The organism is Paenibacillus sp. TAB_01 (assembly GCF_043945595.1).
Taxonomy (GTDB): Bacteria; Bacillota; Bacilli; order Paenibacillales; family NBRC-103111; genus Paenibacillus_S.
Genome location: NZ_JBIFNP010000001.1, coordinates 422,867 through 435,447 on the forward strand (window position 1 = coordinate 422,867; position 12,581 = coordinate 435,447).

At 53.6% G+C, this 12,581-nt stretch carries 13 protein-coding genes; 11 read left to right on the plus strand and 2 right to left on the minus strand.

The window, feature by feature from the left end; translation table 11 throughout:
* The first annotated feature begins 101 nt into the window (after positions 1 to 101).
* From ACHHV8_RS02170 to ACHHV8_RS02215, 10 genes are all read left to right on the plus strand, one after another.
* Positions 102 to 737: a helix-turn-helix transcriptional regulator gene (locus tag ACHHV8_RS02170; RefSeq protein ID WP_395156339.1), complete on the plus strand. Its 636-nt coding sequence runs from the start codon at positions 102 to 104 to the stop codon at positions 735 to 737.
* A 42-nt stretch (positions 738 to 779) separates the two neighbouring features.
* Positions 780 to 1,583: a pyruvate, water dikinase regulatory protein gene (locus tag ACHHV8_RS02175; protein WP_395156341.1), complete on the plus strand. Its 804-nt coding sequence runs from the start codon at positions 780 to 782 to the stop codon at positions 1,581 to 1,583.
* Between the two features lie 221 nt (positions 1,584 to 1,804).
* Positions 1,805 to 2,539 (plus strand): response regulator transcription factor, encoded by a 735-nt coding sequence (locus ACHHV8_RS02180; protein ID WP_395156343.1) that lies wholly within the window; start codon positions 1,805 to 1,807, stop codon positions 2,537 to 2,539.
* Positions 2,536 to 3,621, plus strand: a complete 1,086-nt coding sequence (locus ACHHV8_RS02185) for a sensor histidine kinase (RefSeq protein ID WP_395156345.1) — start codon at positions 2,536 to 2,538, stop codon at positions 3,619 to 3,621. The genes ACHHV8_RS02180 and ACHHV8_RS02185 overlap by 4 nt, the downstream gene beginning before the upstream one ends.
* Positions 3,622 to 3,744: 123 nt before the next feature.
* Positions 3,745 to 4,365: a stalk domain-containing protein gene (locus ACHHV8_RS02190; protein ID WP_395156347.1), complete on the plus strand. Its 621-nt coding sequence runs from the start codon at positions 3,745 to 3,747 to the stop codon at positions 4,363 to 4,365.
* A 178-nt stretch (positions 4,366 to 4,543) separates the two neighbouring features.
* Entirely contained in the window at positions 4,544 to 5,890 is a 1,347-nt protein-coding gene (locus tag ACHHV8_RS02195; RefSeq protein ID WP_395156349.1) for a molybdopterin-dependent oxidoreductase, read from the plus strand.
* A gap of 265 nt (positions 5,891 to 6,155) precedes the next feature.
* A complete protein-coding gene (locus ACHHV8_RS02200) occupies positions 6,156 to 6,809 on the plus strand; it encodes an MOSC domain-containing protein (protein WP_395156351.1) in 654 nt (217 codons plus the stop codon).
* A 203-nt stretch (positions 6,810 to 7,012) separates the two neighbouring features.
* Positions 7,013 to 7,744, plus strand: a complete 732-nt coding sequence (mobA, locus tag ACHHV8_RS02205) for a molybdenum cofactor guanylyltransferase (RefSeq protein WP_395156353.1) — start codon at positions 7,013 to 7,015, stop codon at positions 7,742 to 7,744.
* Between the two features lie 170 nt (positions 7,745 to 7,914).
* Positions 7,915 to 8,919 (plus strand): GTP 3',8-cyclase MoaA, encoded by a 1,005-nt coding sequence (gene moaA, locus ACHHV8_RS02210; RefSeq protein WP_395156355.1) that lies wholly within the window; start codon positions 7,915 to 7,917, stop codon positions 8,917 to 8,919.
* A 3-nt stretch (positions 8,920 to 8,922) separates the two neighbouring features.
* Entirely contained in the window at positions 8,923 to 10,158 is a 1,236-nt protein-coding gene (locus ACHHV8_RS02215) for a molybdopterin molybdotransferase MoeA (protein ID WP_395156358.1), read from the plus strand.
* A gap of 63 nt (positions 10,159 to 10,221) precedes the next feature.
* On the opposite strand, the gene ACHHV8_RS02220 is transcribed toward ACHHV8_RS02215, so the two are convergent.
* Together ACHHV8_RS02220 and ACHHV8_RS02225 are read right to left on the minus strand one after the other, a co-directional pair.
* Entirely contained in the window at positions 10,222 to 10,314 is a 93-nt protein-coding gene (locus ACHHV8_RS02220) for a sporulation protein YjcZ (RefSeq protein ID WP_094017794.1), read from the minus strand.
* Between the two features lie 140 nt (positions 10,315 to 10,454).
* The gene (locus ACHHV8_RS02225) at positions 10,455 to 11,723 is read right to left on the minus strand and encodes a C40 family peptidase (RefSeq protein WP_395156361.1); all 1,269 of its coding nucleotides are present in this window, start codon (positions 11,721 to 11,723) and stop codon (positions 10,455 to 10,457) included.
* Positions 11,724 to 12,228: 505 nt separating this feature from the next.
* Between ACHHV8_RS02225 and ACHHV8_RS02230 the strand changes: the two genes are divergently transcribed.
* Complete coding sequence (locus tag ACHHV8_RS02230) at positions 12,229 to 12,579, plus strand: anti-sigma factor family protein (protein ID WP_395156363.1); 351 nt, start codon at positions 12,229 to 12,231, stop codon at positions 12,577 to 12,579.
* The last annotated feature ends 2 nt before the right edge of the window (positions 12,580 to 12,581 follow it).

Below are 12,581 nucleotides of genomic sequence, written 5' to 3' on the forward strand. Positions count from 1 at the left end.
GATAAATTATTTATGTCATAAGGTTTCGATAAATACATGTAGGGTGAAAGTAAGAATAGGCGATAAAGGAGGTTACGGTCATCGAACTGACAGCCCGTCAATTGCATATCGTGGAGCTGGTGAAGCAGCATGCTCCGATTACCGGAGAGCAGATCGCCGAAATGCTCGGTTTAAGCAGACCGACCCTGCGTTCGGATCTGGCCCTGCTCGTTATGCTGGGGCTGGTGGACGCCAAGCCCAAGGTGGGCTACTCGCCGGGCTCGGCCGTTTCCCCGGGAGGGGAAATCTCCCGCAGACTGCAAGGCATGAAGGTAAAGGACATTCAAGCAATCCCCGTGATCGTAAGGGAGAATTCCTTGGTCCATGATGCGGTAGTGACGCTCTTCATGGAGAATGTCGGCAGTCTTATCGTAGTGGATGAAGAGAACTGCTTGTCAGGCATCATTTCAAGAAAAGATTTGCTTAAATTTACGCTTGGCAACCAGAATGCGTCTTCTATGCCGGTCAACATGGTTATGACGAGGGAACCCAACGTGATTCATGTATTCCCAGAGGACAGCGTCGTGGATGCGGCTCGAAAAATGATACATCATCAGGTCGACAGTCTGCCTGTCGTTGTACGGATGAAACCGGAATCGGCCTCTGCACAGACAAGAGCCCGCTGGGATGTGGTCGGACGCGTCACGAAGACGATCATGACCCAATTGCTGTTGGAGCTTGCTACCGAGGGGCCCTAAGCGGAGATATTGGCATTTGTGTAAATAAAGGAGAAGAACCGGATGAATGACCTTCAGCATTATGAAATAACGATTTGCTCCGATTCGGTGGGTGAAACGGCGGAAGCCGTCGTGAAAGCGACGATGCGTCAATTCGATGCCCAGCATGTCAAAACGAAACGGATCGGTCACATTAAACACGAGGATGAAATACGCGCCATCATGGAAGAAGCGGCGCAAAAGGGCGGCTTTGTCGCGTACACGCTGGTACAGCCGGAGCTCAGGGAGATGATGAGGGAAGAAGCGGTTCGTCTCGGAGTCCGGGCCGTTGATATTATGGGGCCGATGATGCAGGCTTTTATCGACACCTTTAACGATTCCCCGAAACGGAAGCCGGGCCTTTTGCATGAGATGGATGAAGATTATTTCAAGCGGGTGGAAGCGATCGAATTTGCGGTAAAATGCGATGATGGGCGCGACACCAGTGCGCTGCTGAAGGCCGACATCGTTTTGATCGGCGTGTCGCGGACGTCGAAGACGCCCTTAAGTATTTTTCTTGCGCATAAAGGGCTGAAAGTGACGAATCTGCCGCTGGTACCGGAGGTGAAGCCGCCGAAGGAGCTGTTTATGCTGCCGGGTAACCGCATCGTCGGCTTAATTATGGATCCGGAGAAGCTGCTGAAAATCCGGACGGAGCGGCTGAAGGCGGTCGGTTTGCCTTTCGGCGCCAAATACGCCGCGCTTGAAAGAATTGCGGAGGAGCTTGACTATGCTCAATCCTTGATGCAACAAGTCGGCTGCCCTATCATTAACGTAACGGATAAGGCTATCGAGGAAACGGCCGGGATCATCATGGGATATTTATAAGAAAGTCTTATAAAACAGGATGAACGACTAAGCACATAGGGAACAGAGATCAGCATGCGTTGTCTGCCGGCAGGTGGAGACGGATGCTTTTTTTCGTACGGCGGTCTATCGAAACTCATACTGTTAAGGATTATGTAATATGTGCGTTCGCGCCGTATGATAAAATAAAGGCGTTTACATAAGACGGAGATACCGGCTGCATGACCGAACGGAGGAGTACAATGGGAGCCTTTAAAATATTAATTGCCGACGACGAGGAAAATATCACGGATGTATGCACGCGCTACTTACAACGTGAGGGCTACGAGGTCTTAAGCGCAAAGGATGGGGAAGAAGCGCTCCAGCTTTGGCAGACGGAAAAGCCCGACCTCATCGTTCTGGATGTCATGATGCCCCGGAAAACCGGCTTTCAGGTATGCGAGGAAATTCGCCATAACCATGATGTGCCCATCATTATGCTGACCGCGCGGGGAGAAGAGATGGATCGCTTAATGGGCCTTACAATGGGAGCGGATGATTATATAACCAAGCCGTTCAGCCCCCGGGAGCTGGTGCTTCGGGTAAAGGCTATTTTGAGGCGAATGATGCGGCAGGGCACGGGAGAAGGCCTATCCGGGGCGGAAGCGAAGGAAGATACCGGCCGGATCAGTTATCCCGGACTGAGCATCAGCAACGTGCAGAGAACGGTTCTGGCTAACGGGCGAAAGGTAGAGCTGACGGTAAAAGAATTCGAGATGCTGTGGCTGCTGGCGACCCATCCGGAGCAGGTTTTTTCAAGAAACCAATTGCTGAACCATGTATGGGACATCGACTATTTCGGAGATACGACAACGGTGACGGTTCATATTCGGCGTTTGAGGGAGAAGATAGAGCCCAATCCGTCGGATCCCCTCTATATCAAGACGGTATGGGGGATCGGCTATAAGTTTGAGGGCAGAGGGGAGGGGACTGCATGATTCGCTTCCTGGGACCGATACGATTACGAACGTATTTGTTCATTACGAGTCTGGTCAGCATCGGAGCGATTCTGGTCAGTTTATTCATCAGCTATTGGAACATGCTGCTCAACTTCGATCAGGTTGCCTGGCTTACGGCAGTTACGCTTGCGGCCGGGATTTTATCGCTGCTCCTGCACCGGCTGATGACACGTCCTATTGAAACTGCACTGGATATGATCAGCAAGGAATCCGAGCGGATAGCTGAAGGGGATTTTCGCGGAGAGCTCCCGCTGATCGGCCGTACGGAGTACCGGGCATTGGGGATGCATTTTAATGAGATGAGCCGCAAGCTAAACGAAAGCTTCCAGCAGCTCCGCTCCTCCGAGGCGTCAAGACGGGAGCTTATAGCTAATGTTTCTCACGATTTGCGCACGCCAATGGCCTCGATCCAATCATTTGTGGAAGCGCTGGAGGACGACTTGATTGAGGATCCTGCGACGTATCGGAGATATTTGGATACCATTCGGCTTGAGACCCGCCGCTTAAGCGAAATGATCAACGATTTGTTCGAGCTGTCCCGGCGGGAGGCGGGGGTGGAGCTGGAACGATTTGAGCCGGTGCCATATCACGTAGATAATATGCTGGTCGAAACGCTGCAGAGCCACCGGCTGCAAATAGAGGCCAAACATATTCAAATGAAAGGCGATGTGCAGGAGCTGCTGCCTCCCGTACTTATTATGCCGGACCAAATCAAACGTGTGCTTTCGAACTTGTTGAATAATGCGGTGCGTCATTCACCCGTAGGAGGGAACATCACGGTTCGTGCGTATCAGGAGAGCGTTGGCTCCCAATGGATTACGATTGAGGTTGCAGACGAAGGCGAAGGTATTCGGCCGGAGGAGCAGGCGAAGGTATTCGAACGCTTTTACCGGACGGATAAGTCGCGCACCCGCGCAAGCGGGGGATCGGGTTTAGGGCTTGCGATTACGAGATCGCTTGTAGAGCTCCATGGGGGGCAGGTTGGTGTCAGCAGTCAGGCGGGCTCGGGCAGCCGATTCTGGTTTACGATTCCGGTGTATGCCGGAAGCAGTCTGCAATAGAGATCATTCCGGACTTGTTTAACTTCAAATGTAAGACTTTTTTAATAGTTTTGTTAATCATCCTTAAGAGGCCTCCGGTATGTTTAAGAACGTACAAGAAAACTATTATCGGAGGTTAATTCTATGAACAAATGGACAATGGGAATCGCAACAGCAATTATAGGCTCGGTTATCGCTGCATCGGGTGCAGCTTCAGCGGCGGAGAGTATGCAGCCGAAGTATGATTACAGTCAAATGGAAATGATGCAGCACAATGGGGCTGAGCTGGTTCCTTTAAGAAAAATCGCAGAGTCCCTTGGATACCAGGTCACTTGGAATAACGATGACCGTACGATCCGATTGATGAAGGGGAGAATGCCTCAACAAATGGGAAGCCAAGAGATGATGCAGAAGGATATGACGGCAGCAGGGACGGGCAGTAAGGAGATGGGCCAAATGGACAGTAAAGATATGGGTCAAATGGGCAGTAAGGATATGGCTGAAGGAATGACAGGAGGAATGATGGATAGCGGGGCCCAAGCCGGAGGGGTGATGGGCAACGATGGTATGAGCGGTGGCCTTATGGGGAATCAGGCTGCAGCAGCTGCAGTTGAAGTCATAATAAGCATCGACAGCGATAAAATCACAGTCAACGGCTCGGAGAAAAAAGCCATGTACCCTGCAGCGCTTCTGATGGATACGACTTATGTGGGAAAAGACATCATAGATAATTACTTATTGAACAGCAGCGGCATGATGAATTAACCAGAAGGAGAAAGCGCTTCTTTCCAATCGGAACGAGGCGCTTTCGCGCAGACAAAATATCGTTTTGAAGATCCCAGCGGATACAACCGAAATACGGCCACCCTCCGTATACTTAAGTGATGTGAAGACATGGGCAGGGACATCTGTCATGAAGACCTAAAAGAAGGCGGTGTGATTCATGGATTCATGGAGAAGCCGATTAAAGGAGCCTTTTGGCAAAAAGCTAGTGAAGCTGCACGCATGGAACGCCTGGCTTGTGCTTGCGCTTGCGGTGACAGGGCTGCTCCTGTTCATTCCTTCAATTCGGGGAGATCTCGGAGCCGCTCGCGTATGGTTAAAGCAGCTGCACATTTATATCGGGATTGCTTCGATTATTGCGCTAATTGTATACCTGCCTCTGCTGCCAAGACATTGGAAGCAAATCCGCGGGAAGCTGAACCAGCGTTGGAATTTGGGCGGGGTGATTTTTCTGCTTGTAGGCTGGAGCATCACCGGGATCATCCTATGGCAGTTCCGCAAGCTGTCGCCTATCTGGAGCAATGGCGCCCTGCTGCTGCATGATTTGTTCACATGGATAGGCGTTCCTTATGCCGTGTACCACTCCATTTCACGAAGCAGATGGCTTAAAAGCATGCGAAGGCAGGAAAAGAACGCCGCGGCGGCTTTGATGAGGAAAGCCTCCGGAGCTTCTGCAGAGCCCAACGACGGACGAACCGCGACGTCAGACGCCGAATCCCAAGGGGAGCGGGAGGGACATATGTCACCCCAACGCTTCGTGGAGTATTTGAAAAAAGCGCCGATTTCCCGAGCTGCCTTTCTTCGGACGGCGGCAGGGCTGCTGCTTATTCTAGGCGTAGGGCCTGCCTTTTACCGGTGGATGAAAAGTGCGGCGGACTCCGGAGGGACGGAGCTTGAGGAGCTGACGAGAGCGGATGGCAACCATATGGTGCCTGCGCCGGAGGCATTGGCGGAATCGAATCCGCCCATCGGGGGTGGAGGACAGGGACAGTTCCGGATCTATACGGTGACGGAGTTTCCCGTTTTTTCAAGCGATAATTGGCAGTTTGTTTTATCAGGGCTGGTCGACAAGCCGCAATCCTGGGATTGGGAAAGCTTTCTGAAGCTGAAACGGAAGGTGCAGGTCAGCGACTTTCACTGCGTGACGGGCTGGTCCGTCTATAAGGTAACCTGGGAAGGCATTCCTTTATCGGAGCTGCTCAGTCTAGGCGGCGTGAAGCCGTCGGCCCGATTTGTGAAAATGTATTCCGGCGATAAGGTATACACGGACTGTTTATCGCTGGATCAAGCGGGGATGGATGACGTTATGGTCGCGGTGCTGATGGACGGCAAACCGATTCCGCAGCAGATGGGAGGGCCGGTGCGGCTGGTGGTTCCCAAAATGTATGCCTATAAATCCGTTAAGTGGCTTCAGGCGATCGAGCTGATCGACAAAGAGCATATAGGTTATTGGGAAGTCAGGGGCTATGACAATGATGCCTGGGTTCCGGGAAAACGGTTATCGTAAGCTGGAGAACTCAGATGGCAGCCTGACTGTTGAACGGTGCCGATACTGTCAGCACAGGTCAGCTGTCCGCAGCAGAAATTAACGTGCCTGAATTCCAATCGCTCGTTTGCGGCGCCGCGCGGCGGTCGGTCGAATTTTACGGCAGGAAGCGTATAACGCAAACAGCTGAGGGAAGGGATGGCTTCCGCTGCACTTTTCTTATATAGTAAAGAAAAGTGGATTATCGGGTGAAATAAGCACCGGATAGGAGACCCAAGGCGGGAGGATGCAGTCAGTGAAGCTGTTGTCACTAAATATCGGCAAACCGGTTGAGATGGCTTATCAAGGAAAAAGCGTCAGCACAGGAATTTATAAAAAAGCTGTGGAGGATCATGTTTATTTATCTTCCCTCAACCTGGAGGGGGATGCCCAGGCGGATCTGGTCAATCACGGAGGGCCGGATAAAGCCGTGTGCGTGTACTGCTCGGAGCATTATGCGATGTGGGAGGGGAAGCTTCAGCGGTCCTTGGCTTACGGAACGTTCGGCGAAAATTTTACGGTTGCCGGGCTGGAGGAATCGCAGGTGCATATCGGCGATATATTTGAACTGGGAACCGTCCGTCTTCAAATCAGTCAGCCGCGCCAGCCGTGCTTCAAGCTTGGAGGCAAGCTGAATCAGCCGGAGCTGCCGCTGTGGGTGCAGCAGACCGGCTGTACGGGGTATTACTTTCGCGTGCTGAAGGAAGGGCATGTAGCTCCGGGGCAAACGTTCCGCTTGGCGGAACGCCATCCGGCGGCAGTGTCTGTGGCTGAAGCCAACCGGTTAAAATATCACGATAAGTCGGATTTCGACGGGATTCGTGCGCTGCTTGCAGTTGAGGCGCTGGCCGATAGCTGGCGCGAATCGTTCCAGAAACGGCTGAGTGCTGCGGACAATTAAGCGGTGACTGCAAGATGGAAGCGATGGAGTAAGGCGTGAGCGGATACGAAGTGATCGTCATAAAGCCGAAGCGGGTTACAATCGGGAAAGCGATGGTGAGCTTGGGCTGGGAATGAACTGCACGTCTGACCCGAAGTGATGAACAAAAGTGAGACAGGTATGGCGTGCGTATGGGGAGAGAAGAAGCGTAAGCGCCATCCGAAATGGCGAACAAGCGGGAAGCGATGGTGAGCATCATGGATGAAAAAAGAAGCGCCCCGCCTGAAGCCGAAGACGGGCTTCAGGCGGGGGCGCTGGCCGGCGCTGTGCTCGCCGGCGGACAAAACCGGCGCATGGGCGGCCGGTTAAAGGCGCTGCTGCCGCTTGGGGGGCAGCTGTTTATCGAGCGCCAGCTGGAGGCGCTCGAGCAAATCTGCGGCGACATCGTGATCGTCACGAATGAGCCGCAGGCGTTCGATCCGGTGCTGGAGGCGCGGAGCCAACGTCTCCAGCACCGGATCGAACGCGGCCCGGCTGCGCCGGCTCGGGTGCGGGTCATCCCTGACCTGCACCCGGGCCGGGGGCCGCTTGCCGGGATGCAGGCAGCCCTGGCGGCTTCGCGGTGCGAAGCGCTGTGGGTCGTCGCCTGCGACATGCCCTTTGCCTCCGCAGCGGCGGCCGGCGCGATGGCGGAGCTGCTGCGAAACGACGCGAGCTGCGACGCCGTCGTGCCGCGCGTAGGCGGCAGGCTGCACCCGCTGCATGCGGTGTACCGCAAGCGCTGCCTGGCCGCGGTGAGCGGATTGCTGGATGCGGGAATCCATCGCGTGATGGACTTGTTTCAGCAGCTTAAGGTAATGGAAGCTGACGAGCAATATTTCGCAGAGCGGGGAATCCCGCCTGAATTTTGCCGTAATGTGAATGAACCAGACGATTGGGAGCGTTTGCGGATTTAATTCGAAGATTAATGGATAATTATGTCAGGTTAAATGACGTTTATCTATTTTTTTTGCCCCAATTGTGAGATAATAAAGAAATGCTCTGTGCACCTGAAACCATGGATTTTGGGTAATGTGTAAGCAGACCTTAGAAACACAATGGGTACGAAAAATGGAGGTGGACGGCCGTGTCAGCCATTTTAACGGATCGATTTGGACGTGTCCACGATTACTTGCGTATATCGGTTACCGATCGCTGCAACCTGCGCTGCGTTTACTGCATGCCGGAGGAAGGGATGCAGTTCGAGCCGGAGGATCATCTGCTCAGCTTCGAAGAGATTGAGAAAGTGGTTCGCGTGCTGGCGGGTATGGGCGTCCGCAAGCTGCGCTTGACCGGAGGCGAGCCGCTGGTTCGCAAGAATATAGAGCAGCTTGTCTCCCGTTTGTCCGCTATACCGGGCATCGAGGATATTGCGCTGACGACGAACGCGATATTTTTCGCCGCCAAAGCGGAGAAGCTTCGCGCGGCAGGCTTGACGCGTATTAACATCAGCCTGGATTCGCTTCGCGCCGACCGCTTTTCTTTGATCACGAGGGGCGGAGATATTCGCAGGGTGCTTGAAGGCATCGATGCGGCTTACCGTGTCGGGCTGGATCCGATTAAGCTGAACGTCGTGTTGATGAAAGGCATTAACGATGACGAGATTGACGATTTTTTGCAAATGACTATCGATCGTAAGGTGCAGGTACGATTTATTGAATATATGCCGATTGGTCATGAGGATGCCGGCTGGAAAAACAAGTATGTTCCTCTCAGCACAGTTCTGGACCGCTGTGTGGAACGGGGCTGGGAGGCTGCTCCGTTCGGCGAAGTATACGGTAACGGACCGTCTCAAAATTACCGGATCGAAGGGGCCGCCGGCACGTTCGGTCTCATTCATCCGGTCAGCGATCATTTTTGCCAAACGTGTAACCGGTTGAGGCTGACGGCGGACGGCAACATTAAGCCTTGCTTGTATTGGTCGGATGAATTTAACGTCCGCAAGCATATCGGTGATGATCAAGCCTTGGCCGACTTGTTTCTCAGAGCTTTGGATATCAAGCCGGAGAGCCATGAGATGGCCAAGGCGCTAATCAATGAGCAGCAGAGCCATACGCCTACGCTGCGGAGAATGTCTCAGATCGGAGGCTAGCTTGTGGTAGCCGGATTAAAATTTGAACGTGAACCGATACAAGTGCAGAGGGCGCAGCAGATGGTGCTGGAGCACGTCCAGGCGCAGCCGGTCGAGCGGTGCATGCTTGCAGAAAGCTTCGGGCGCCGTCTTGCTGTGGCGGTCACGGCGGACCATCCGGTTCCGCCTTTTCGCCGTTCCGGCGTGGACGGCTATGCTATTGCCGCTGAAGACAGCGCAGGAGCTACTCCAGGAAACGCGCGGAAGCTGAGCGTAATGGAGACCGTTCTATGCGGCATGAGTCCCGTCTACAGCATCGCTCCGGGACAGGCCTCCCGGATCATGACCGGGGCTGTCGTGCCGGAGGGCGCTGACGCGGTGGTCATGCTCGAAATGACGGCTGCGCAGGGGAGCGAAGTGCAGATCTTCAAGCAGGTGCAGCCGGAAGACAACATCACACCCGTCGGCGGTGAGGTGCAACGGGGAGAGGAGCTGCTGGAGGCAGGACGGGTAATCGGAGCGGGAGAGGCGGCTCTCTTGGCTACGTTCGGCTACGCAGAGGTGCCTGTATACCGAAAGCCGAGGGTAGCCATCTTCTCAACCGGCTCCGAGCTGCTTGAAGTGCATGAGCCGCTGTCTCCGGCCAAAATCCGCAACAGCAACAGCTATATGCTGGCTAGTCTTGTCAGGGAAGCCGGAGGAGAGCCGCTGCTGATGCCGCTGCTCCCCGATGATCCGGATCAGGTGGAGCAGGCGCTCCTGGACGTATGGCAGCAGACGGATCTTGTGCTGACGACCGGCGGTGTCTCCGTAGGAGACAAAGATGTGCTGGTCGATCTGTTCGGGCGCTGGGACGGCACGCTTTTGTTCAACAAAGTGGCTATGCGGCCGGGAAGCCCGACCTCGGTCGGGGTGCGGCACGGCAAGCTGTTATTCGCGCTGTCGGGCAACCCGGGCGCCTGCTTCGTCGGCTTCGAGCTGTTTGTCCGCCCTTATATCAAGGGAATGCTCGGAGCGGCAGTGAGAGAGCACAGGGAAGCGACTGCATATCTGGAGGCGGATTATTCGCGGGGCTCGGCCTATCCTCGGTATGTAAGAGGTACGATGCAGCTGGACGATGGCATCGTCAAGGTAAGTCCGGCGGGCCGTGATAAGTCCAGCATTACAATTTCCATCAAGGATGCCGACTGTCTTATTTGCATCCCTGCAGGCGGCCGCGGCGCAGCGCGGGGAGAAAAAGTCCGGCTGCTGCTTCTGTAACGGATGGATGGGAAAAACCCCCAGTGAGCCGTATGGGCGTCACCGGGGGTTTTTTGTTAAGCCTTAGTACACGAATGCACGGGAAACGATAACCAGCAGAATGAACAATACAAGAATTACACCTGTAGAAGTGTAAAGTCCGCCAACAGCGCTCATTCGAAATCCCCCTTTCAGAAGACATGATATACCATATGTCGGGGAGCCGAATGCTGATTGGACGGAAGCCCGATTGCTAAGGAAAAAAGTATCTGTCTTCCGGAGAAGAACAGATGCTTCTATGGCAGAAAGCGGGGTCGTCAGTAAGTCGAGCCGCCTTGAATAAAGCGGTATTCCCATGCCGTTCCGGCAAAGGAATCGATACGTACGCCGCCGGACGCTTGAGAGTAGGTATGAAGCACTTGACCGTTGCCCAAATAGATGCCGACGTGGGTCACGGTTTCTTTGGACTTATCGATCCCCGCGTAGCTGGCTGCGCCGGAGCCTTTGTACGACATGAAAAACATAAGATCGCCGCGCTTCAGCTGATGCCAGTCCGTTGACGTTTTGCCAACAGCCGCAACGTAAGAGGCCTGACTGCGGGAATCGCCCGGAAGCTGCTGGCCGATGCCATCCTGGTATGCCTGCTTTACAAAATCCGAGCAGTCAAAGGTGGACGTATTCGAGCGGCTGGAACCGAATTCATATGGTGTACCTAAATAACGCATACCTGCATCGATGACCCTCTGCGCTGCAATAGACGGATCCAGCTGCTTATACGGTTCGGTAAAAGTGGTAGAAATGTAGCTGGAGCTCGTACTCACATAGCCTACCACACCGTTCTGATCCTGAATCTTGTACCAGTAATCGCTTGTTTTGCTGATGATCAGTACCTTTTCGCCTGCCTTCAAATAGCGGATCCGGCTTGCGTCGGTATCCGGTCCTGTCCGGAAGGAGACGGAGCTGACAGCGGTCGCATTAGGCGGAGCCGGAAAGGAGGCTTCCTCGCCGGCTTCTTCCTCGAATGCGCCGTTATCGTTATTATCCGCATCGTTTTGACCGAAATCGGTGTCTATGTATTGGGAGCTCGTGCTGATATAACCGGTTACGTTATTTTTATCCGTTACTTTATACCAGTAGCTGTTCACCTTCTCCAAAATTTGAACGGATTCGCCTGCGGATAAGTAACGGATGCGGGAGGCATCGGTGGAAGGACCTGTCCGAAAAGAAACCGAGCTGATGATTTTACCGCTGCTGCTGCTGTTACTGTTAGTGTTACCGTTAGAAGGAGGAGCGGCCGGCGCTTGTTGCAATTGTATGTAAGTTGGCGAAGACGATACGTAGCCTGTTTGACCGTTGGCATCCTTGGCCTGAAGCCAGCTGCTGTTATATTGGCTGATGATTTCGAGCGTCTCGCCGGGCTGCAAATAGCGGATCCGTTTGCCGTTCGTGGATGGCTGGTCTCTAAAGTTGACGGTTTGTACGATAAGGGCGGTTTGCGCAGGAGCCGCTGCGGCTAAAGCATAAATCGGCACGGCGGATATCGAAATAGCTGTACTGACGAAAAGGGCGAGGAGTTTGGTTTTCATAAATTCGACCTCCAGTTGTCGGGTGGATGATTCTGGTTCTAGGCTGATCATAGCATAGCTATTTTTGGAATTTTACAAGTAAAATTTAACAAATCCCGACAGGGATATAGCGGAAAAGAGGGGTAAAAGTATCATATTTCGCCAAAATAAGACATAGTTATTTATGGGAATAGGCTTAAACGCCTGTTTTCGGAATAGACGGCATCATTTCGTCCATTGGATGGATGCAATGGTATTTGCGGCAAATGAAAAATGATTCTTTAGACCCGGACTAAAATTCGATATTTTCTGGTTTCTTGGCACCAGGTGAGGGTGCGTAAGAGTTCCTGGTTTCATCTCTCACGGATATCTCCTATAATAGGGTAAACGCTGAATGGGCATGTGAGTTTGAATTCGCATGATTCACGGATATCAAGCACTTTATGGCGCCGCGTAGGATAGATGAAGGACCGGGAGCAGAATAAGCTAAGCAGTATCTGTCCTATGGGTAGGAGGGATTTCAGCAATGGGTAATCATTCGCCGAACAGCTTGTGCGAGCTGGTGAAGCTATACGCCTTAGGCGGGTTATCGGGAGAGGAAAAGGCTTCGTTCGAACGTCATGTGTACCAGTGCGCGAATTGCCAGGTGCATTTGGAGGAGCTGCGAGGCTTGGTCGAGCTGCTGCCGATGGCTTCGAGTCCGATCAAGGTGCCCGAAGGAGCTGCGCAGGCATGTGCAGGAACAGTCCCTGCTAGGAGAGGGGCCGGAAGATCAAACCGCCTTATTCGAAGAAGCGGCGCAGCCGGAGGACCCTCCGCTGCCGCCCCGGAGAAGCGGGGCCCTGGAGAGCAAAGTTGCACCGGCCGAGGGCATTGAGT

Coding starts and splice junctions, on each gene's coding strand:
- ACHHV8_RS02175 (WP_395156341.1), top strand. CDS start 780: ATGAATGACCTTCAGCATTATGAAATAACGATTTGCTCCGATTCGGTG.
- ACHHV8_RS02180 (WP_395156343.1), top strand. CDS start 1,805: ATGGGAGCCTTTAAAATATTAATTGCCGACGACGAGGAAAATATCACG.
- ACHHV8_RS02185 (WP_395156345.1), top strand. CDS start 2,536: ATGATTCGCTTCCTGGGACCGATACGATTACGAACGTATTTGTTCATT.
- ACHHV8_RS02190 (WP_395156347.1), top strand. CDS start 3,745: ATGAACAAATGGACAATGGGAATCGCAACAGCAATTATAGGCTCGGTT.
- ACHHV8_RS02195 (WP_395156349.1), top strand. CDS start 4,544: ATGGATTCATGGAGAAGCCGATTAAAGGAGCCTTTTGGCAAAAAGCTA.
- ACHHV8_RS02200 (WP_395156351.1), top strand. CDS start 6,156: ATGCAGTCAGTGAAGCTGTTGTCACTAAATATCGGCAAACCGGTTGAG.
- mobA (WP_395156353.1), top strand. CDS start 7,013: ATGGCGAACAAGCGGGAAGCGATGGTGAGCATCATGGATGAAAAAAGA.
- ACHHV8_RS02220 (WP_094017794.1), bottom strand. CDS start 10,314: ATGAGCGCTGTTGGCGGACTTTACACTTCTACAGGTGTAATTCTTGTA.
- ACHHV8_RS02225 (WP_395156361.1), bottom strand. CDS start 11,723: ATGAAAACCAAACTCCTCGCCCTTTTCGTCAGTACAGCTATTTCGATA.
- ACHHV8_RS02230 (WP_395156363.1), top strand. CDS start 12,229: ATGGGTAATCATTCGCCGAACAGCTTGTGCGAGCTGGTGAAGCTATAC.